At 58.8% G+C, this 20,611-nt stretch carries 18 protein-coding genes; 10 read left to right on the top strand and 8 right to left on the bottom strand.

Annotated elements, in window-relative coordinates; genetic code table 11:
• Both WA943_RS07520 and WA943_RS07525 read left to right on the top strand, forming a co-directional pair.
• Positions 1-589, top strand: a 589-nt coding sequence (locus WA943_RS07520; RefSeq protein WP_424469246.1) for a class I SAM-dependent methyltransferase, incomplete at its 5' end; no start/stop codon positions are given.
• A 69-nt stretch (positions 590-658) separates the two neighbouring features.
• The gene (locus tag WA943_RS07525) at positions 659-1,480 is read left to right on the top strand and encodes an ImuA family protein (protein ID WP_424469247.1); all 822 of its coding nucleotides are present in this window, start codon (positions 659-661) and stop codon (positions 1,478-1,480) included.
• Here WA943_RS07525 and WA943_RS07530 read toward each other — a convergent pair whose 3' ends face one another.
• Positions 1,481-1,762, bottom strand: a complete 282-nt coding sequence (locus WA943_RS07530; RefSeq protein ID WP_424469248.1) for a hypothetical protein — start codon at positions 1,760-1,762, stop codon at positions 1,481-1,483.
• A gap of 17 nt (positions 1,763-1,779) precedes the next feature.
• On the bottom strand, positions 1,780-2,034 hold the full coding sequence (locus WA943_RS07535) for a hypothetical protein (RefSeq protein ID WP_424469249.1): 255 nt from the start codon (positions 2,032-2,034) through the stop codon (positions 1,780-1,782).
• A 150-nt stretch (positions 2,035-2,184) separates the two neighbouring features.
• Between WA943_RS07535 and WA943_RS07540 the strand changes: the two genes are divergently transcribed.
• Together WA943_RS07540 and WA943_RS07545 are read left to right on the top strand one after the other, a co-directional pair.
• On the top strand, positions 2,185-3,774 hold the full coding sequence (locus tag WA943_RS07540) for a Y-family DNA polymerase (RefSeq protein ID WP_424469250.1): 1,590 nt from the start codon (positions 2,185-2,187) through the stop codon (positions 3,772-3,774).
• Entirely contained in the window at positions 3,771-7,028 is a 3,258-nt protein-coding gene (locus WA943_RS07545; RefSeq protein WP_424469251.1) for an error-prone DNA polymerase, read from the top strand. Before WA943_RS07540 ends, WA943_RS07545 begins: the two co-directional genes overlap by 4 nt.
• Here the strand turns inward: WA943_RS07545 and WA943_RS07550 are convergent.
• On the bottom strand, positions 7,022-7,408 hold the full coding sequence (locus tag WA943_RS07550) for a hypothetical protein (protein WP_424469252.1): 387 nt from the start codon (positions 7,406-7,408) through the stop codon (positions 7,022-7,024). The genes WA943_RS07545 and WA943_RS07550 overlap by 7 nt on opposite strands.
• Before the next feature lie 119 nt (positions 7,409-7,527).
• Between WA943_RS07550 and WA943_RS07555 the strand changes: the two genes are divergently transcribed.
• The 3 genes from WA943_RS07555 to WA943_RS07565 are packed head-to-tail and all read left to right on the top strand — an operon-like array spanning position 7,528 to position 10,485.
• The gene (locus WA943_RS07555) at positions 7,528-8,535 is read left to right on the top strand and encodes an efflux RND transporter periplasmic adaptor subunit (protein WP_424469253.1); all 1,008 of its coding nucleotides are present in this window, start codon (positions 7,528-7,530) and stop codon (positions 8,533-8,535) included.
• 4 nt (positions 8,536-8,539) lie between these two features.
• Positions 8,540-9,790, top strand: coding sequence for an ABC transporter permease (locus WA943_RS07560; RefSeq protein WP_424469254.1), 1,251 nt, complete (start codon positions 8,540-8,542; stop codon positions 9,788-9,790).
• On the top strand, positions 9,787-10,485 hold the full coding sequence (locus WA943_RS07565; protein WP_424469255.1) for an ABC transporter ATP-binding protein: 699 nt from the start codon (positions 9,787-9,789) through the stop codon (positions 10,483-10,485). The genes WA943_RS07560 and WA943_RS07565 overlap by 4 nt, the downstream gene beginning before the upstream one ends.
• Here WA943_RS07565 and WA943_RS07570 read toward each other — a convergent pair.
• Positions 10,482-11,657, bottom strand: a complete 1,176-nt coding sequence (locus WA943_RS07570; RefSeq protein WP_424469256.1) for a vWA domain-containing protein — start codon at positions 11,655-11,657, stop codon at positions 10,482-10,484. The two genes, WA943_RS07565 and WA943_RS07570, sit on opposite strands and share 4 nt — an antisense overlap.
• A 24-nt stretch (positions 11,658-11,681) precedes the next feature.
• Positions 11,682-12,527: an AAA family ATPase gene (locus WA943_RS07575; RefSeq protein WP_293552871.1), complete on the bottom strand. Its 846-nt coding sequence runs from the start codon at positions 12,525-12,527 to the stop codon at positions 11,682-11,684.
• A 290-nt stretch (positions 12,528-12,817) separates the two neighbouring features.
• Between WA943_RS07575 and WA943_RS07580 the strand changes: the two genes are divergently transcribed.
• Genes WA943_RS07580 through WA943_RS07590 form a run of 3 tightly spaced genes read left to right on the top strand, consistent with a single transcriptional unit; the run spans position 12,818 to position 17,648 of the window.
• The gene (locus WA943_RS07580; RefSeq protein ID WP_424469257.1) at positions 12,818-14,236 is read left to right on the top strand and encodes a flagellar hook protein FlgE; all 1,419 of its coding nucleotides are present in this window, start codon (positions 12,818-12,820) and stop codon (positions 14,234-14,236) included.
• A gap of 36 nt (positions 14,237-14,272) precedes the next feature.
• The gene (flgK, locus tag WA943_RS07585; RefSeq protein WP_424469258.1) at positions 14,273-16,159 is read left to right on the top strand and encodes a flagellar hook-associated protein FlgK; all 1,887 of its coding nucleotides are present in this window, start codon (positions 14,273-14,275) and stop codon (positions 16,157-16,159) included.
• A gap of 4 nt (positions 16,160-16,163) precedes the next feature.
• The gene (locus WA943_RS07590; RefSeq protein ID WP_424469259.1) at positions 16,164-17,648 is read left to right on the top strand and encodes a flagellin; all 1,485 of its coding nucleotides are present in this window, start codon (positions 16,164-16,166) and stop codon (positions 17,646-17,648) included.
• A gap of 176 nt (positions 17,649-17,824) precedes the next feature.
• Here WA943_RS07590 and WA943_RS07595 read toward each other — a convergent pair whose 3' ends face one another.
• From WA943_RS07595 to WA943_RS07605, 3 genes are all read right to left on the bottom strand, one after another.
• A complete protein-coding gene (locus WA943_RS07595) occupies positions 17,825-18,598 on the bottom strand; it encodes a crotonase/enoyl-CoA hydratase family protein (protein ID WP_424469260.1) in 774 nt (257 codons plus the stop codon).
• Complete coding sequence (locus tag WA943_RS07600) at positions 18,595-19,713, bottom strand: aromatic ring-hydroxylating oxygenase subunit alpha (protein WP_424469261.1); 1,119 nt, start codon at positions 19,711-19,713, stop codon at positions 18,595-18,597. Before WA943_RS07600 ends, WA943_RS07595 begins: the two co-directional genes overlap by 4 nt.
• Before the next feature lie 111 nt (positions 19,714-19,824).
• Positions 19,825-20,583 carry a LysR substrate-binding domain-containing protein gene (locus tag WA943_RS07605; protein ID WP_424469262.1) on the bottom strand — a complete coding sequence of 253 codons (759 nt, stop codon included), beginning with the start codon at positions 20,581-20,583 and terminating at the stop codon, positions 19,825-19,827.
• Positions 20,584-20,611: the final 28 nt, after the last annotated feature.

A 20,611-nucleotide genomic window follows, 5' to 3' on the forward strand; every position in this document is an offset into this window, starting at 1 on the left:
CATCATCAACTGTGCATGCGGCTCAAAGCCGATCCGCTATCAGCGCAAGAAGGTGGTGCCGCTTTGCGAAGGTACCGTTCTTGAAATCGGCATCGGGACGGGGCTGAACCTTCCCTATTACGACGCGTCGAAGGTCAAGAAGGTGATCGGCCTCGATCCGTCCGAAGCCTCGTGGAAGCTTGCCGGTGAGCGGGCGAAAGACGTTGCCTTTCCCGTCGAGTTTGTCGGCCTTCCGGGCGAGCAGATTCCGCTCGCCGATCAGAGCGTCGATACGGTTCTCGTCACCTTCAGCCTTTGCACCATTCCCGATCCCATGCAGGCGCTGGCGGGTATGCGCCGCGTGTTGAAGCCGGGCGGCAAGCTCGTTTTCTGTGAGCATGGCGCAGCGCCGGACGCCGATGTGCTGGCGTGGCAGAACCGGATCAACCCGGTATGGAAAGTGCTTTTCGGCGGCTGCAATCTCAACCGGAAGATGCCCGCGATCATTGAAGGATCGGGCTTCAAGATTTCCGGTCTGGAAACAATGTACCTGCCCTCGACGCCGCGTTTTGCGGGCTTCAATTATTGGGGTGTCGCACACGCGGTTTGAGTTTGGAGCGATTGACTCCAGATAGCGAGAGTTATAGAACAAACAGTGAACATATAGTCAGGTTGTGCCATGTCTGCGGCGTCAAAAGCTGGGCTTATCGCTGAGTTGCGCGCGCGCATCGCCGAGGTCGAGGCGGTTGGCCCGCGGCTGGACGGTCAGGATGCGATGTCTGGCGTTGTGACATTCGGTGCGCCCGAGATCGACGCCGCCTTGCCCGGTGGCGGCCTTAAACGCGGGGCGCTGCATGAGGTGGTTGCGGTCGATTATCGCGACATGGGTGCGGCTCTGGGCTTTGCTGCGGCATTGGCGGCCCGCTGCATGGAAACGGTGGATGCGCCGGTTCTGTGGTGCGAAGGGGGGCGTGCGCCTTTCGATGTCGGTGCGCTTTACGGGCCGGGTCTTGCCGCTTTCGGGCTTGATCCCAAAGGGCTCATCCTCGTTGCGCCGCCGCGCGAGGTCGATCTCCTCTGGACGATGGAAGAGGCGCTGCGTCTCGGCGCTTTTGCTGCCGTCATCGGTGAGATTGACGGGCGCGCATCTCGTCTCGATCTGACGGCCACGCGCAGGCTTCAGCTTGCGGCGGAAGAAAAAGGCATGCCGGCATTTTTGCTCACGGGCCATGCAAGTGCGGGCGCGAGTGCCGCCGTCACGCGCTGGCGTGTCGCGGCTGCGTCGAGCAGTCCGACTGTCGAGATCAAGGGGCTTGCAGAGATGATCGGGCGACCGCGCTGGCATGTGCGTCTTGAGCGTTGCCGTGGCGGTGCGCAAGGCGGAATGGTCGACCGTGAATGGCTTGTCGAATGGGATGCGCGGACGAGGGCCTTGCGCGACGCATCCCTTGCCGATGCATCGCGTACGGCCTCTGCGTTGCGTTTCAGGCGTGCCGGGTGATTACCAATAGCCGCGCGGGCCGTAAGGGCCATAGGGACCGTAAGGCCACCAGGGCGAGGGTATGCTGGCGCGCCGGATTTCTTCGGTGTTCGCTTCCTGCGCACGGATTTCCTTCAGCTTCAGCATGCAATTTCCAAAGCTCTCCGTGCCGGGCTTGAAGCCGTAGTTCTGGCATTCGCGGGCGTCGGCCTGTTGCTGAGCCGCATTCATGGCGGCTTGCTGTTCGGGGCTTACGCAGGCCGTCATCATGAGAAGCGCCGCCAGAGCCATCCATTTATGCATATGCACCTCCTGTCGAATTAGAAGCCCTTCGAAACGCCCATTCCGAAGCCGAAGTTCACGGCGGGAGACTGGTAGCCTTCCTGTTTGGCGCGAATTTCCTTCAGCTTGAGGCGGCAGTTTCCGTAAGGCTCGGTTCCGGGCTTGAAGCCGAGGTCGATGCAATTCTGATTATCGATTGTGTCGAGCCTTGCCTGCTCGGCCGCACGGTCGGCGCAAGCCGACAGGCTGAAGCCAAGGCCCAGAAGGGCGCCTATCCACAAAGCTCGCTTCATCTTCGTCTCCATTTTCATCAACTCACATAATTCTAGCCGTGAAGAAGGCGAAACGGGGGCCAAGAGTTTTTCGAGATTCGACTCGCTTTCGGATGGCCTGTGAGTCACATTTCATATGTTCTCTTTTTGTTCCAATCAAGGTCTCGTCTTATGAGCGAGCAACGGCGGATCGCTGCGGTTTTCCTGCCGCATTGGCCAGTGGACCGATTTTGTCGCGCCCTTGAGAGACAGCCGGACAGGCCCTCGCGGCGGGCCGCACTTGCCTTCGCCATGCCGGGTCAGGGCGGTTTGCGGATCACGGCGCGGACGCAAGCTGCGGCGCAAGAGGGGATCGGCATAGGCCAGCGCGTTGCCGATGCGATGGCGCTTTATCCCGGACTTGATGTGCGTCCCGCCGATTTTGAAGCCGATCGCGCGGCGCTGAAGCGGCTTGCCGATTGGTGCGGGCGCTACACGCCCTGGACTACGCCGGATTCTTGCGGGGTGGGGGAAGAGCCTGACGGTATTCTCATGGACATTACCGGCTGCGATCATCTCTTCGGCGGAGAAGCAGCGCTTCTCGACGATCTCGTTTCGCGGTTTCGGGGATTTCATATTCGCGCGCGCGTTGCGGCGGCTTCAACGCCGGGCGCGGCATGGGCGCTGGCGCGGTTCGGAGAGGCGGCTGTCTGCATATTGCCGAAGGGCGAGGAGGAGCGCGCATTGGCAGCGCTTCCCGTTGCGGCGTTGCGCCTCTCCGGCGATACGGTCGATGCTCTCGCCCGGCTCGGCCTGAAGCGTATCGGCGACCTTTATGGACGTGCGCGCGCGCCGGTGACTGCGCGGTTTGGGCGCAGCGTTGCGCTGCGGCTCGACGAGGCGCTCGGTTTCGCCGCAGAGCCGATTTCGCCTGAGCTGCCGCTGGTGCCTTATCGTGCGCGGCTCATCTTTGCCGAAGGGCTTGTGCGCGTCGAGGATATCGAAACGGCGACGCAGCGCCTTGCCGAAGAGCTTTGCGTTTTGCTGGAGCGTTATCACAAGGGCGCGCGGCGGCTTGAGTTGAAGCTTTTCCGCGTCGATGGCGAGGTGACGACAATATTCGCAGGCACCAGCGCAGCGTCGCGAATGCCGTCGCATCTGGCGCGACTTTTCCGCGAGAAGCTTCAGCAGGGGGGCGACGATTTCGATGCGGGTTACGGCATCGAGGCAATGAGCCTTGCAGCGCTTGCCGTGGATTCTCTCGTCCATGCGCAAAGCGCGCTGACAGGCGAGGGGGGCACAGATCGCGATATTGAAATTCTCATCGACCGGCTCGGCAACAGGTTCGGGCCGGCGCGGGTCAAGAGGCTTTATCCTCGTGCGAGCCATGTTCCAGAACAGGCCGTCGCATCCATGCCATGCATCAAAAAATCCGAACCCGTTTCTCCGGGCGATTGGCGCATAGGAGAATTGCAGCAACTCGACGGCGCGATGGGGCGGCCTTTGCGCATGTTTGCCGCCGCCGAGCCGATAGAGGTGATGGCGGAAATCCCCGAAGGCCCGCCACGCAATTTTCGCTGGCGGCGTGTTCTCTATCAGATCAAGCGCGCTGAAGGGCCGGAACGGATTGCACCTGAATGGTGGCGCAGCGGGCATGGCCGCACACGCGATTATTACCGCGTTGAAGACGTGAATGGCCGTCGCTTCTGGCTTTATCGCGACGGGCTTTACGAGCGCGATGCAGAGCCGCCTCATTGGTATATTCATGGGATGTTCGGATGACACGCTTTGCCGAACTTGCCGTCACCACGAATTTCAGCTTCCTGCGCGGCGGCTCGCATGCTGATGAGCTTGTGCTGACGGCAAAAGCGCTTGAGCTTGAAGCCATCGGTGTCGCGGATCGCAATACGCTGGCTGGTATCGTGCGCGCGCATGCGTCGGCGAAAAAGTATGGTGTCAGGCTTCTCGTCGGCGCACGGCTCGTGACAGTGGATGGTTTCGAGGTGATTGCCTATCCGCAAGATCGCGCCGCTTATGGTCGGTTGGCGAAGCTTCTGACGCTCGGTAACAGGCGTGCGCTCAAAGGTGAGTGTCATCTCACTCTTGCGGATATCCTCGTTTACGGCGAGGGGCAATGTTTCATCGCCATGCCTGCGGCAAATGTCGACGTAGCATTTGGCGAGGCGCTGAAATTTCTTTCGCAATCGTTTCCGCACGCGGTCTGGCTGGCGCTCTCTCCGCATTACGATGGCAGCGACGGGCGGCGTTTTCTGGCATTGAAGAAATTGGCGCATGAAGCGCGTGTGCCGCTCGTCGCGACAAACGATGTGCTTTATCACGCGCCTGAGCGCAGACCTTTACAGGATGTCCTCACCTGTATTCGAGAGCATTGCACGCTTGAAGAAGCTGGGCTTCGTCTTGAAGCCAATGCCGAGCGGCATATCAAGACAGGCGCGGAAATGGCCCGGCTGCTTTCATATGCTCCCGACGCGCTCGCTCAAAGTCTCGCCATCATGGAGCGTTGCCGGTTTTCGCTCAGCGAACTTAAATATGAATATCCCGCCGATACGTTTTCGAAAGATGAGACGCCGCAGGAATTGCTCGGACGTCTTGCATGGCAGGGGGCTGAAGAAAAATTTCCCGAAGGCACGCCGAAGAAGATCGAGGAAACGATTCGCAAGGAACTCGACATCATCAGGCAGAAAGAATATGCGCCTTATTTCCTGACCGTTCATGACATTGTGCGCAAGGCGCGCGAGCTAAAGATTCTTTGTCAGGGGCGCGGCTCTGCGGCGAATTCCGCTGTGTGTTATTGTCTGGGTATTACCTCGGTCGATCCGAGGGAAGTTGAACTTCTCTTTGAACGTTTTGTCTCTGCCGATCGCAACGAGCCGCCGGATATCGACGTCGATTTTGAGCATGAGCGACGCGAAGAGGTGATGCAGTATATCTATGGCAAATATGGTCGCGACCGCGCGGGGATTGCTGCGACCGTCATTTCCTATCGTTCGCGCAGTTCTATTCGCGATGTTGGGAAAGTCTTCGGCCTGTCGGAAGATGTCGTTCATGCTCTGTCGCGCTCGACATGGGGCTGGTCGAACCAGGGAATTTCCGAGGATGACGCGCGCAAGACCGGGCTCGATCCGCAGGATCAGCGTCTTTTCATGGCATTGGAGCTTTCGCGTGAGTTGCTGGGCTTTCCCCGACATCTTTCCCAGCATGTCGGCGGCTTTGTCATCACCAAGGGGCCGCTCGACGAGGTTGTCCCTATCGGCAATGCCGCGATGGAGGAACGCACTTTCGTCGAATGGGATAAGGACGATCTCGACGAACTCGGCATTTTGAAAGTCGATGTTCTGGCGCTCGGCATGCTCACCTGCATCCAAAAGGCGTTCGTCATGCTTGAAAAGCACCATGGGCGGAAGCTTGATCTTGCAACCGTGCCGCAGAACGATAAAGCCGTTTATAAGATGCTATGCGAGGCGGACTCAGTAGGTGTTTTTCAGGTCGAAAGCCGGGCGCAGATGTCAATGTTGCCGCGTTTAAAGCCGGACAGTTTTTATGATCTCGTTGTTGAGGTGGCCATTGTCCGTCCCGGTCCCATTCAAGGCGGGATGGTGCATCCTTATCTCAAAAATCGAAAAAAAAATCCTAACGAGATAAAATATCCATCTCCTCAGTTGAAAGAGGTTTTGGAAAGAACACGAGGCGTACCGCTTTTTCAGGAACAGGCGATGAAGATCGCTATTGTTGCGGCTGGCTTCACGCCGGGTGAAGCGGACGAGTTGCGTCGCGCCATGGCGGCTTTTCGTCGGGTCGGAAACATTGTTCAGTATCGCGACAAGTTTATCAACGGCATGATCGAAAATGGTTATGAACGCGATTTTACTGAACGCTGCTTCAAGCAGATTGAAGGCTTTGCCGATTACGGTTTCCCCGAAAGCCATGCGGCGAGCTTCGCGCTGCTTGTCTATGTTTCAGCCTGGATCAAGTGCCATTACCCGGATGTCTTTTGCGCGGCCATCCTGAACTCCCAACCAATGGGATTTTATGCGGCAGCTCAACTCGTCCGCGACGCGAAAGAGCATGGCGTTGAAATGCGCGGCGTGGATATCAATCACAGCGATTGGGATTGCACGCTGGAGAAAGTGGGGGGCAAGCGGCTGCGTGCCGTGCGGCTCGGTTTGCGGCAGGTGAAGGGCATTCAGGAAACGACCGGCAACGCGATCATGGCCGCGCGCGAACGAGGCTTTGATTCCGTGCGGCATCTCTGGCTGCGCACGGGGCTGACGCCGCGCGTCATCGAACGGCTGGCCGATGCCGATGCGTTCCGTTCCATCGGCCTCGACAGGCGCGCGGCGCTTTGGGCGGTGCGAGGGCTTGGCGGTTACGGCGATGGACAGAGCGGGGTGAAGCCTGCAATATTGCCCTTATTCGCTGCGCTGGAAGAAGGAGGCTTTCAACGCGAGGAAGAGGTGGCGCTGCCATCCATGCCGCTTGGAGAGCATGTCGTGCTCGACTATGCGACGCTGCGCCTGTCACTCAAGGCACATCCATTGACGTTTCTGCGCAACCGATTTGCTGCGCGCGGTGTTATCACCAATGACAAGTTGAAAACGGTGGCGCCGAATACGCGCGTGAGGCTTGCCGGGTTGGTGCTCGTGCGTCAGCGGCCGGGAACTGCAAGCGGGGTTATCTTTGCGACGCTCGAGGATGAAACGGGCATTGCCAATATCATCATTTGGCCCAAAACCTATGAGCGCTATCGGCGCATTGTGCTGACTTCACGGCTATTTGGCATCAAGGGGCGCGTGCAGAAAGAGGGTATCGTCACTCACATCATCGCGGATGAAATCGAGGACCTTACTTATGAACTGTCGACGATTTCAACGACGCATGAAATCGGCGACGCCAATCTCGCGCGCGCAGATGTTGCACATGATGGCCCCGACCCCCGTGAACGGCGGATTGCGCTTCATGAGGAGCAGCAATTGCGCGCCGCGCGGTTCGTGCCGAAAAGCCGCGACTTTCACTGAGCCTTTGTTCTTGGGGCGAGTTGTGCCGCGCTTCCAGCCAGCTCCGTTGCCACGAGAAGCCAGAGCACGGGCGATGCACCCCATGTGATCGCATGGATGATGAAAGCGGCGACCACCAGCCGGCCAAGCGCATCCAGACGTGCCAGCAGTTCGGTCGGCGACGCGATCCGCGCCAGCGCCCATATGACGCCGAGCACGCCCATGATGTGAACGAACATCATTTGCAACGAGTCGAAAGCAGGGAGTGGAGAGCCAAAGTTCAGCTTTGCATCGAGGCGGTAGATCAGCGTGATCGCTATTTCAGCAATAATCGGCAAGCTGAACGGCACCGTAACGGCCAGATCCAGCCAGGCGAACCCTCGAATGATCTTTGTGCGCATGACGCTCCTTCCCCTCTCTGCGATGCTGTGACTTCCAAATTCCCCTCACAGGCCGGACACGGGTAGCATAAGTCTATACAAGAGGGATCATTGAAATCGAGGTTCTCTTGCTGAATGTGATGAGAAAACGATCAGTTCAGGTGGCCATCGCCTTCGCGGTGCTCGCGATAGTCGGTTTGGTCGTCTTTCTGCGCGCACCCGCTCTTCATACAGTCAAACCCTTGCGTGGACCTGCCGTCGAGGCTGTGTATGCGACGGGCACTGTCGAACCTGTTCATTACGCGCAGACCGGCTCCAAGCTTGCGGGGCGGGTAACCGAGGTTCAGGTGAAAGAGGGCGATCCGGTTGCGAAGGGTGACGTTCTTGCTGTCACCGACGAAACGGAAGACGCTTCGAATGTGAGGCAACTTCAGGCGAAGCTCGTTCTCGCGCAGGCAGATGTCGAACGGGCGCGGAAGCTTCGCCGCATGCGAGATATCAGCATTGCGGCGCTCGATCAGGCTGAAAGCAATCTCAGCGCGGCGCAGGGATTGCTCGACGCGGCAAAGGCCCGGCTCGACGATCATTTCATTCGTGCGCCCATGGCAGGCGTTGTGCTTCGATCGGAGCAGCAACTCAAGGTCGGCGACATGGTGCAGCCTCAACAAACGCTGTTTATCGTCGGAGATCCATCTGCGCTGCAGATCGACGCCGAGGTTGATGAAGAAGACATCACGAAAATAAAAATCGGCCAGGAAACATTGATCCGGGCGGATGCCTTTGCGGGGCAGGCGCTCAAGGGCATCGTGAGTGATATTACGCCCTATGGAGACCCTATCGCGCGCACATATCGGGTGCATATCGATTTGCCGGCCGACACGCCGCTGCGCTCGGGGATGACGAGCGAGATCAATATCGTCGTGCGCCGTAACGACAATGCGCTTCTGGTGCCGGTGTCGGCGCTTGTCGATGGAGCTGTCTGGACCGTGGCTGACGGTCGTGCGCGTCGGCAGAAGGTCGTCGTCGGGGTCGTTGGCAACGACAAGGCAGAAATCCTGTCCGGGCTTGCCGACGATGCGGCTGTCATTATCGATCCATCGACGGGGCTCAAAGATGGCGTGCGGATACGTACGTCTTCGGGATCGTGATCTCATGTTCTGGCGCGTTGGCATCGACATCGCACTCGCGCAGCTGACAAACAGGCGGCGGCAGACGGTTGTCTCCGTTCTCGGTGTGGCGCTGGGCGTCGGATTTTTTGTCGCTACCGCAAGCATCATGAGCGGTTCCGAAAAGGACTTCGTCGACAGGCTCGTCAACAACGCGCCGCATATCACGATCAAGGACGAGTTTCGCAATCCGGCGCAACAACCGATCTTTTCGGTTTTTCCCAACGGTGCGGTTTCGCTCGCACATACGAAGCCGCGCGAATATCTGCGCGGGATCAAGAACTACGGCGCCAAGGTCGAAGAGCTTTCGCAGCGGCCGGGTGTCGTTGCAGAGGCTGCGCTGACCGGACAGCTTATCGTGCGTTATGCCAACAAGGATGTGAGCGCGTCCGTCGCCGGCATCGATCCGGAAAAGGAGAAGCTCCTTACAAAGGTCGAGGAGGATATGAAGGAGGGGAGCCTGATGCGTCTGCGGACGACCGCTGACGGCATCGTGATCGGGCAGGGCATGGCCACGAAGCTCGGCCTTAATCTCGACGATCTCGCCACCGTCATTTCGCCGACCGGGCTCGTCAAGCCGATGAAAGTAGTGGGCATCTTTCACATGGGCAATCTTCTGCTCGATGAAGGGCAGGTCTATGTGCTTCTCAAAAATGCGCAGGTGCTGCTTGGCAAGCCGTTCATTGCAAACCAGATACGCATTCGATTGCCGGATCCGAATATCGCCGAAACCGTTGCGGTGCAGATCGAGAGCCGCTGGAGCTATCGTTCGGACTCATGGCAGGAGGTCAACCGGGACATTCTGGGGCTTTTCGTGATCCGTAACGCGATCACCTATTCGATCGTCGGCGCGATCATGGTGGTCGCCTCGTTCGGGATCTTCAACATCATTTCAACTGTGGTGCTCGAGAAGCGGCGCGACATAGCGATCCTGATGTCGATGGGATTTCGCGGCGCCGATGTTCAGAGCATTTTTCTCATTCAAGGCGTGATCGTCGGCGTTCTCGGGATGCTAGTCGGATGGGCGATCGGGCTCGGGCTTCTGCAAATTCTGGCGTCGATAAAATTCACGGTTCCCGGCGTCAGCGACCGGCAGGGCTTTGTCCTCGATTACGGTTTCTATCAATTTGCGATCGGTGGATTCTTCTCGGTTCTCTCGGCGGTCGCAGCGGCATGGTATCCGGCACGCAAGGCGGCGAAGGTGCGTCCGGTCGAGATCATCCGGGGCGCGGCATGAGTGGGGAACCGGCGCCCCTTGTCGAAGCGCGCGGCGTTACGCGCATTCTGCCGGCAACGGTGCCGGTCACGCTTGTTCGAGACATCGATCTGGTGGTGCAGAAGGGCGAGTTTCTGAGTGTGACAGGACCATCCGGCTCAGGAAAGTCGTCGCTTCTCTATCTGCTTGGCCTGCTCGACGTGCCGACATCGGGAGAGGTGTTGCTCGATGGCGAACATACATCCGGACTCAATTCGGATGTGCTGGCGGCGCTTCGTTTGAAGAAGATTGGTTTCGTCTTCCAGTTCCACTTCCTGCTGCCGGAGTTTTCCGTCATCGACAACGTGAAGCTGCCGATGCGGCGGCTCGGTGAGTTGACGCATGACGAGATAGAGGCTCGGGCGCGCAAGCTTCTCATTGATCTCGATATGGCCGACCAGATGACGAAGCGACCGGATCAGCTTTCAGGCGGGCAGAGGCAGCGAGCGGCCATAGCTCGCGCGCTGGCCAATGATCCGGCGCTTATTCTTGCCGATGAACCGACCGGCAATCTCGATACGAAAAACAGCCAGATCGTGCAGGATATCTTTGCGCGCCTCGTAAGCGAGCAGGGGCGGACGGTGATCGCCGTCACGCATGAAGAAAGCTTCGCGCGTGCCACACCGCGCAACGTCTATCTCGTCGACGGAAAGATTGCGCGAGACGAGCGGCGTTAGCGCGACAGCTCGCGCATGCCCTTGTCGAGACCTTCCAGCGTCAGCGGATACATACGCTCGCCCATGATCTGCTTGATGATCTGGAGAGAGGGCGTGTATTCCCAATGCCGCTCCGGCACGGGGTTGAGCCAGATGGCACTTTCGTAAATCTGCGTCACGCGTTCGAGCCAGAGAGCGCCTGCTTCTTCGTTCCAATGCTCGACCGAGCCGCCCGCATAGGTGATTTCATAAGGCGACATGGTGGCGTCACCGACGAAGACGACCTTGTAGTCGGCCGGGAACTTGTGCAGCACGTCCCAGGTGTTCATCTTTTCATTGTGACGGCGACGATTGTCCTTCCACACGCCTTCGTAAAGGCAGTTGTGGAAATAGAAATATTCCATGTTCTTGAATTCGGTGCGGGCGGCCGAGAAAAGCTCCTCGCAGAGCTTGATGTGGCTATCCATCGAACCGCCGATGTCGAAGAACACCAGCAGCTTCACCTTGTTGCGGCGCTCGGCGACCATCTTGATGTCGAGATAGCCGTGATGGGCGGTCGACTTGATCGTATCGTCGAGGTCGAGTTCCGTCGGCGCGCCTTCGCGGGCGAATTTGCGCAGGCGGCGCAGCGCCACCTTGATGTTGCGCGTGCCAAGCTCGACCTGATCGTCGAGGTTCTTGTATTCGCGCTTGTCCCAGACCTTCACAGCCTTGCCATGGCGGCCTTCCTTCTGGCCGATGCGCACGCCTTCGGGATTGTAGCCATTGGCGCCGAAGGGCGAGGTGCCCGCCGTGCCGATCATCTTGTTGCCGCCCTCATGGCGCTTCTTCTGTTCTTCCAGACGCTGTTTCAGCGTCTCCATGATCTTTTCCCAACCGCCGAGTTTTTCGATCTCGGCTTTTTCTTCTTCTGTCAGGAATTTTTCGGTGAGCGCCTTCAGCCATTCTTCGGGCAGTTGCGTCGTGTGGTCTTCAAGCGTCAGGTCGAGACCCTTGAAGACATGGCTGAAGACCTGGTCGAACTTGTCGAGGTTGCGCTCGTCCTTCACCAGCGACGCGCGGGAGAGGAAATAGAAATCCTCCACCTTGCGCTCGATGACATCGGCGTCCATCGCCTCGAGCAACATCAGATACTCGCGCAACGAAACAGGGACGTTGGCCTTTTTCAGCTCATGGAAGAAATGGACGAACATGGACGCCTCTTGATCGGTCGAATACTAGTTCCGCTCGCGACGGGCGAGAAATGCCAGACGCTCGAAGAGATGCACATCCTGCTCGTTCTTCAGAAGCGCGCCATGGAGCGGCGGGATGAGCTTCGTCGGGTCTTTTTCGCGGAGCGTTTCGGGCGAAATGTCTTCCGACAGCAGCAGCTTCAGCCAGTCGAGGAGTTCCGAGGTCGAAGGCTTCTTCTTCAGGCCCGGCACTTCGCGGATTTCGTAGAAGATGTTCAGCGCTTCCTGCACCAGCTTGCCCTTGAGGCCGGGGAAGTGGACTTCGATGATGGCGCGCATCGTGTCTTCATCGGGGAACTTGATGTAGTGGAAGAAGCAGCGGCGCAGGAAAGCGTCCGGCAGTTCCTTCTCGTTGTTCGAGGTGATGATGACGATCGGGCGCTGTGCGGCCTTGATGGTTTCGTTCGTCTCGTAGACGTAGAACTCCATGCGGTCGAGTTCCTGCAGCAAGTCGTTCGGGAACTCGATGTCGGCCTTGTCGATTTCGTCGATCAGCAGGATCGGGCGCGTCGGGCGCTCGAAGCTCTCCCAGAGCTTGCCCTTGGAGATGTAATTCTTGATGTCCTTCACGCGGGCATCGCCGAGCTGGCTGTCGCGCAGGCGCGTCACCGCGTCATATTCGTAAAGACCCTGCTGCGCCTTGGTCGTGGACTTGATGTTCCAGGTGATCAGCTCGGCGTTCAGCGCTTTTGCGACTTCTTCGGCCAGCACCGTCTTGCCGGTTCCAGGCTCGCCCTTGATGAGAAGGGGGCGCTGAAGCGTTATCGAGGCGTTAACGGCAACGCGCAGGTCGTCGGTCGCGACGTAATTCTTTGTACCTTCGAACTTCATGGGTATCGGCTTTCTCTCCGGGGCTAAAGCTCGCCCCCGCGTGGCAATGGCAGAACGGGTCCGAAACTAGGGCTTGCGTCCCAAGCGTTCAAGGCTAACGCGGTCAATCGCTGATCGTTGGTGCGCATGCGCTCGGCAAAACCTGCCGGGCAGGGACCCAAACTACCCTTAAATGTTCCTATCCGTCTATTTAAGTTATTGTTTCTGTTCATTTTTTATCTTGGCCTGGTCCTTGCTCCCAAAAGCCCGAACAGACGTGCCCCCGAGGCACAACAGGCATGGAGACAGCCATGAGTTTCTTTGGGTCGATGACCACCGCGATTACCGGCATCCGCGCGCAGTCCAGTGCGCTTGGCTATATCTCCGACAATATCGCGAACAGCCAGACGACCGGGTTCAAACGGACCGATGCCAGCTTTTACGACATCGTGACCGCGTCCTCGCCCAATTTCCACCAGCCCGGCGCCGTTGTCGCCAAGCCCGGCTATACCAACAATGTGCAGGGCTCGGTCGATGCCTCGCAGGTTGCCACGAACATGGCGATTAATGGCGAGGGCTTTTTCATCGTCTCGCAACGCGTTGCGACCGTCGACAACAACCCCGTGTTCCAGAGCGTGAACTACTACACGCGGCGCGGCGACTTCTCGATGGACAAGAACGGCTATCTCGTCAATGGCGGCGGCTATTATCTTCAGGGCCTGGCCATCGATCCGACCACGAACAATCCGGTCGGCGACACGCCGAAGGTCATTCAGATCAATAACGGCTTTCTGAATGCCAAGCAGACAAGCTCCATCACCTATACAGCAAACCTGCCTTCGTTTCCGCAGACGGCGCATGCGAGCGCGATGTCCAATCTGTCGGGCAGCGAGCTGTTGCAGACCGCGGCCGAACGCACCGCGGGAACGACCTTCGCCAACAACCCTGTTGGAACGGGCGCGGGCGATGGCGTCGTGCAGGCCGCAGACGAGCAGAACTTCCTCGACCGTTCGGTTTCGGGCGGTGCCATCACCACTTATGACGGGCAGGGCAATCCGGTAAACGTTCAGGTTCGCTGGGTGAAGGTCGACAATGCTGCCAATGATGGCGGCACGGCCGGCGGCGATACGTGGCAGGCCTTCTACAAGTCCAATGACAGCGCGACGGGCACGGCCGCGAAGTGGACGAATATGGGCCAGTCCTATGCCTTCAACGCTGCGGGCCAGCTTACCCCCGCCGTGGATTCGACGACCATCAACAATTTGACGGTTGACGGCGTCAATCTCGGAAATGTCACGCTGACGCATGGCCCCGGGAATATGACGCAGTTTGCCGATAACAACGGCACTGTGTCGGTCAACAAGATCGATCAGGATGGCTATGCATCCGGTCAGCTCGTGAACGTCGCCGTCGCGGCAAATGGCCGTGTCACAGGCACTTATTCCAACGGCAAGACGATCGACATTTTCCAGGTGTCGCTTGCCAAGTTCAACAATCCGAACGCCTTGCAGAAGATGAACGGTACGGCGTTTGCCGAGACGCAAGATTCCGGCGCGGCCATCATCGGCGGCGCGGGCGACATCATCGCTTCGGCGACTGAGGCGTCGAACGTCGATCTCGCCGACGAGTTCTCAAAGCTCATCATTGCGCAGCAGGCCTACACCGCCGGCACTCGCATCATCACGACCTCGGATCAGCTGATCCAGGAAACGCTGAACATGAAGCGATAAGCCAGAGTTGACCGCGTCTAGCAGGTTTGAAGTTACATGAGCCTTTATTCCGCCATCGGTAGCGCCATCAGCGGGCTCAATGCGAGCCAGGCTGGCCTTGATCTCGTCTCGCGCAACATCGCGAATGCGAATACGGCTGGCTATACGCGCAAGGTCCAGCAGGTCTCGAACAACATTGCCGGTGGCGAGGGGATCGGCGTCACGCAGCTTGCCGCGACGCGGAACGTCAACAGCTACCTGCAGCAGCAGATCCGCTCGGAATCGGCCACCACTTCGAAGCTCAATATTTACTCCGACTTTCTCTCGCGCATCGACAAGATGTTCGGCGCGCCGGACAGCGATACGTCGGTGGCCTCGTCCGTCACCAATCTTGTGACGAAGCTTCAGGCCGTGGCGACCTCGCCGGACGATCCTGCGGCGCGGCAGACTTTTCTCAATGCCGCGACCAATATGGCGTCCAAGCTCAACAGTATGAGCAGCTCGCTGCAGGGCATGCGTCTGGAGGCGGAGCGCAATATTTCGTCTGCTGTGACCTCGGCAAATTCATTGCTGAAGACGGTTGCCGATCTCAATCTGCAGATCGCACAGCGCCAGGCGAGCAATATTTCGACCGCCGATCTTCAGGATCAGCGCGACAATGCGGTCGACAGTCTTTCGAAGCTCATGGACATCAAGACGGTCCAGCGCGACGACGGGACGATTGCTATTTTCACCGGCGGCGGGCAGCTTCTGCTCGACAAGCAGGCCGTCAAGCTCACCTTCGACGAGCATACGAGCCTCGACGCCAACTCCGCCTATAACATCGATCCGTCCAAGCGGACCGTCGGCACGGTTACTCTGCAGAATGGAACGACGTCGGTCGATCTGATCGCCTCAGGCGCGTTCCGCTCGGGAGCCATTGCCGGCTATATCGAGATGCGCGACAAGGTTCTGCCGCAGGCGCAGGCGCAGCTCGATGAGCTTGCCAGCCAGCTTGCCCTTTCCATGTCGCAAGAAACGGTTCCCGGTACGGCAGCCTCGGCCGGTGTGGCGCCGAACGTCGCGACTGGTTTTGACATCGACACGAATGCGCTTCTGTCGGGCAATACGATCAGCCTTACCTATACCGACACGCCTGCCGGCACAGAGCACAAGATCACGATCGTCAAGGTCACCGATCCCTCCGCGCTGCCGCTTACGCATACAGCGACTTCCAATCCGAACGATACGGTCATCGGCGTCAACTTCAACCAGCCGATGGCGAATATCATTGCGGATATCCAGGCGGCCTTGCCTGCGTCCGTCACCGTCTCCAATCCCGGCGGCTCGACGATCCGGTTCCTGGATGATGGGAGCGCGGGTGCGTCCGATGTGAATGCGGTCAGCGCAACGATCACGCCGACATCATTGATCGATGTCGGAACCGGCTTGCCGCTTTTCGTCGATGGCAACGGCCAGAAGGCCTATTCTGCAAGTCTCGACAATCCGCCGCAGATCAATGGCTTTGCCGGTCGCATCACGGTCAATGCGAAGGTCCTCGCAGATGATACGTCGCTTGTCGTTTACAGCACCAATCCGCAAACGCTTATCGGTGATGATACGCGGCCGCTCGATCTGCTGGCGCGGCTGACGGATACGAGCCGCACCTATTCCTCGCTGACCGGTATCGGGAGCGCGGCCACGCCTTTCAGCGGCTCGATCGACAGCTTCGCTCGCCGCATCGTTTCTGTTCAATCCTCGCAGGCGGCCGCCGCGTCCACCGACGCCTCGGCGCAGCAGGTTGTGACGAATACGCTGCAGGATAAATACAGCGGCGACACAGGCGTGAATATCGACGAAGAGATGTCGAACCTGATCATGCTGCAGAATGCCTATTCGGCGAATGCACGCGTCATCACGACGGTGAAACAACTCTTTGATGTTCTGTTGAGCATCGGAAGGTAAAGCCATGCAGATTTCATCGTATTCCCAGTCTCTGAACATGCGCAGCAACATGTCGCAGCTTCAGACACAGCTTGCCGATCTTCAGCGACAGCTTTCGAGCGGGTTGAAGTCCGACAGCTTTGCCAAGCTTGGCGATGCGCGCAATCTTGTCCTCGCTCTCAACAATCAGGTCACGCAGTCGAACAGCTATCTCGACACGATCAATCTCACGCAGCTGCGGATCAAATCCAGTTCCGATGCGCTGACGCGGCTGAATGACATCGCGTCGGAACTCAAGACGGGCAGCCTGACGAGCACGTTCAATATTACGAGCGGCGGCCAGACCAATCTTCAGATCACCGCGGGAATGCGACTGAATGAGGTTGTCGATCTGCTCAACCTGAATGTCGGCGATCGTCAGCTTTTCGGCGGGAAAAATACGCAGACGACGCCGGTTGCGAATGCGAGCCTTATCCTCGATGGCGATACGGCGCATGCGGGCCTGAAAACCGTTATTCAGCAGCGCAATGCGGCGGATATCGGCGATGGCAGCGGACGCATCGCGCTGACGTCGCCGGTTGCGGGCTCTGTGTCGATCGCCGAAGACGCTGCAAACAGTCCGTTTGGCTTCAAACTGTCCAATGTCAGTTCGTCGCTTTCCGGCGCAACCGTCACGGGGCCGACAGGTACGCCGCCCGCGATCGGCGTGGCTTTCGGTGCGACCTTGCCAGGCGCCGGGGATAGTATCTCGCTTGACCTTGCTCTTCCCGACGGCACGACGACCACTGTCAAGCTGACCGCGACCACAGCGTCGCCGCCCGGGGCAGGGGAGTTCACCATCGGCGCCGATGCCACGACGACGGCAGTCAATTTTCAGGCGGCGCTGGGCACGAGCTTGCAAAGCGAAGCGAAAACCACGCTGGCGGCCGCTTCGGCGATGAAAGCGGGCGACGACTTTTTCGGCAATCCGCCCATGCGCGTGGCTGGCCCGCCTTATGCGACGGCGACGGCGCAGGTGGCCGGTACAGCCAATGACACGGTGTCCTGGTATCAGGGCGACGATAGCGGTGCGGCGGGCAATAATTTCATCGCGACAATCGGCGATGGATCGCAGATGGCTTACGGCGCGCGCGCCGATCAGACCGCGATCCGCACTGTGGTCAAAAATGCAGCCGTGCTTGCAGCGGTTTCTTCCACCGGCACGGGTGTCAGCGATGCAGCATCGTATAACGAGCTGATGAAGCGCACGGGTTCGGAATTGAACTTCGATGGGGGCGCGCAGTCGGTGGTGAATATCATCACGGATCTGGGGCTCAAGTCGTCAACGCTCGACTCTGCAAAGACCAATCTTCAGACGCAGATTTCGACGAGCAAGACGGTTCTGTCCGATACGCAGAATGCCGATCCCTACGCCGTCGCCACGCAATTGACGACACTCATGACACAGCTTCAGGCGAGCTATCAGGTCACGGCGAGCCTGTCGAAGCTCTCTTTGGCCAACTTCCTGTAAGAGCTTTCTGCGGTCGCAGACTTGAACTGATTTACTCGCAGTGACAGCACGAGCGACAGAAGCGAACGGCGCGGAACCAAGACAGGGCGGTCACCAAGTGACCGCCCTGTTTGATTTTCAGGCGCTGGTTCCGGAGTGTCCGTGCGCCAAGTGTCAGCGACTTGAACATCTGATCTTCAAGTCGGGGGGCGCTCGCGCCAATTACCCGACGAAAATTGTGCCAGGCCGCCTATCATCTCTTTCGTCGCAACGGTCGCCACGCCGTGCTCGAATTCATTCTCCAGAGCGGCTGGCAAATCGAGGTTCCATTGTTCATAGGACGACAGGCGGTCGCTTCGCATTGCCGCCTGGGGCAATTCCGCGAGACGATGCGCCAACGCGACGGCTTCAGTCAGCGCCTGTCCTTTTGGAGTGAGGCGATTGACGAGTCCGAAGAACAATGCCTCCTGCCCAGAGACGCCGCGACCTGTGAGAAGCATGTCGAGAGCTCGGCTGTGACCGATGAGGCGCGTCAGACGTATGGTACCGCCGTCCATGAGCGGGATGCCCCAGCGCCGACAGTAGACACCGAAAACCGCATCCTCCGCCGCGACGCGAAGGTCGCACCAGCACGCGACTTCCAGACCGCCCGCTACGGCGACGCCCTCGACTGCGGCGATGACGGGCTTGCTGAGCAACATGCGAGTGACGCCACATGGGCCATCGCCGGTGCGCTCGACTCGTATCCGTCGGCTTGCATCGTTTGATTGCATCGACTTCAGATCGTTGCCGGCGCAAAAGCGCCCCGAGCCGCCAGTCAGCACGGCGACGGAGAGAGCAGGGTCGGCTTCAAAACGACGAAAAGCCTCTGCAAGCGCTGTGGCCGTGGGGCCGTCAATGGCGTTAGCCACTTCCGGCCGGTCGATTGTTATGATTGCGACGGCGCCATCTGTTTCGAAATGGATAGTCATGCTTTTGTGCCGATCAGTGTGTGCAGATTGCTGTGAAAATGAACGATCGCCGCTTCGAACAAACCGAATTCGAACATTTCATTCGCGCCGGTCGCCAAGCCTCGCTGGATCGATTCAACGATCGCACGGTCCTCTTTGGCGCCCTGATTCACAAAGTCTGCATCGTTCTCGACGGCAGCCGTGCCGCCAGCGAGTGTCGTGGCCTCGGCGAGCGTGTAGGTGATCGTTCGGGTTGCATCAATGCTGATCGGTTCCAATACGGTCATGATGATCCGTTTAGGGAACGTCGCGATCATCACATTGGGAAACATGTGGTAGACATGCGTGACGGTGCCCGCGACATTGCGTTGATCGGGGTGGATCGTCCGCAGCTTCTGGACATTTCGATAAGGAAAAGTGACGCGGCTATTTCGGCCGAAATGCTCAATGACGTTCAGGTTGTCGAATTGCACAGGGTAAAACGTGTCCCGATGCGTCGGGTAAATGTGGTAGCCCTCCAGAAAACCTTCCGCGAAGACCTTCCAGTTCGCCGCGATATCATTTTCGGTGACTGAGACCAGTTTCATGTCGGGCCCCAGAAGCGGTGGGATCGCCCCCAGTTCCATTTGCGGTGAAGCCGAGTCCTGAGTCACGAAGACGATACCCTCGCGCTCTTCCGCGTGAACCGGGACGAGGCCGTGCGTTGTCTTGTCGAGGCCGGGAAAACCATATTCATGCGGGATGTTGCGCAAGGTGCCCTCGGTGCCATATGCCCAGGCATGATAGGGGCAGACGAAAGCATTGGTGCGCCCGGAGCCACAGGCCAATTGGGCGCCGCGATGGCGGCATGCGTTGCGAAACACGCGAACGACACTATCGGCGCCCCGCACCGCCAGCAGCGGCACGCCCGCCGCGTCACGGGCAACATAGGACCCCGGTTCCGTCAGCGCCGCGGAAGGACAGAAGGGGGTGGGCGTGCGCCGAAGAACGCGCTCCAGCTCAAGGTCAAAGCGCTCTTGTGAGCGATAATTGGCGATGGGCTCCTGCCAGCAACGATCACCGAGATCCGTGGTTTTATTGTCGATATGATCCAGAATGCGCTGGGCCAGCGCCCGATCGTCAAGCAGCAAGTCCATGGAAAGCTCCTCAATCTGGTTTGGACTAATTGGATCCGCTGTAGCAGAGCGTTGCACATGCCCGGTGCTGGACAAGCGAAACGTTCCTGCATATCGGTGAGCTGAATTCACCTATATCTTGGCGCGCCCTTCGGCTGCGGTTGCGATAATCCATTGCTTGAAGGCCCGCAGGGCTGGATTCCGCTCATCTTTCGGGCGATGGACAAACCAGTAGTCGCCGGTGGCCTTCTTGATTGAAAGTGGTCGCACGACTTGGCCGCTCGCCTCTTTTCCGACGAACAGGGGATCGAGGCCGAGCGCAACGCCAACGCCGCACTCAGCAGCTTCCTGCGCTGCGCCGAAGCTGTCCACCCAGATCGATCTTTGTGAATTTATGTCCCCCGTGCCTGCGTGGTCGAACCAGACGGGCCAGGCCAGTGGATAGGCTGTGACGTGTATCAACGTCGCGCGACGCAAATCTGCGGGCTGCCGTAGTTTCAATTGTCGAGACATCGCAGGTGTGCAGATCGGTGTCGTGAAAATCTTCATGAGCGGAACAGCCGTTATCCCCGGCCATTCGCCTGCGCCGCCGCAAATTGCGGCATCAAAAGGTTCATTGTCGAAATCGATGCCTCGGCTCACGCTCTCGATGACCAGTTCGATGTTTGAATGGGCAGACATGAACTTTTCGACCCGCGGTATCAGCCAGGCCGCCTGGAAGGTCGGCACGACAGCGATCCTCAGTCTGGTTCGGGTGCCCGGCGCATCCTTCAAGGCAAGACCTCTGGCCAGATCGGAGAACGCACGCCCCGTTGCTATTGCCAGCGTCTTTCCGGGCGACGTCGGCGTCACAGCGCGGTTGGCTCGCACAAATAGTTCGTCGCCAATCAAACGTTCCAGGTTGCGAATGCGGTGGCTG

The sequence above is a fragment of the Parvibaculum sp. genome (assembly GCF_049651025.1).
Classification (GTDB): Bacteria; Pseudomonadota; Alphaproteobacteria; order Parvibaculales; family Parvibaculaceae; genus Parvibaculum.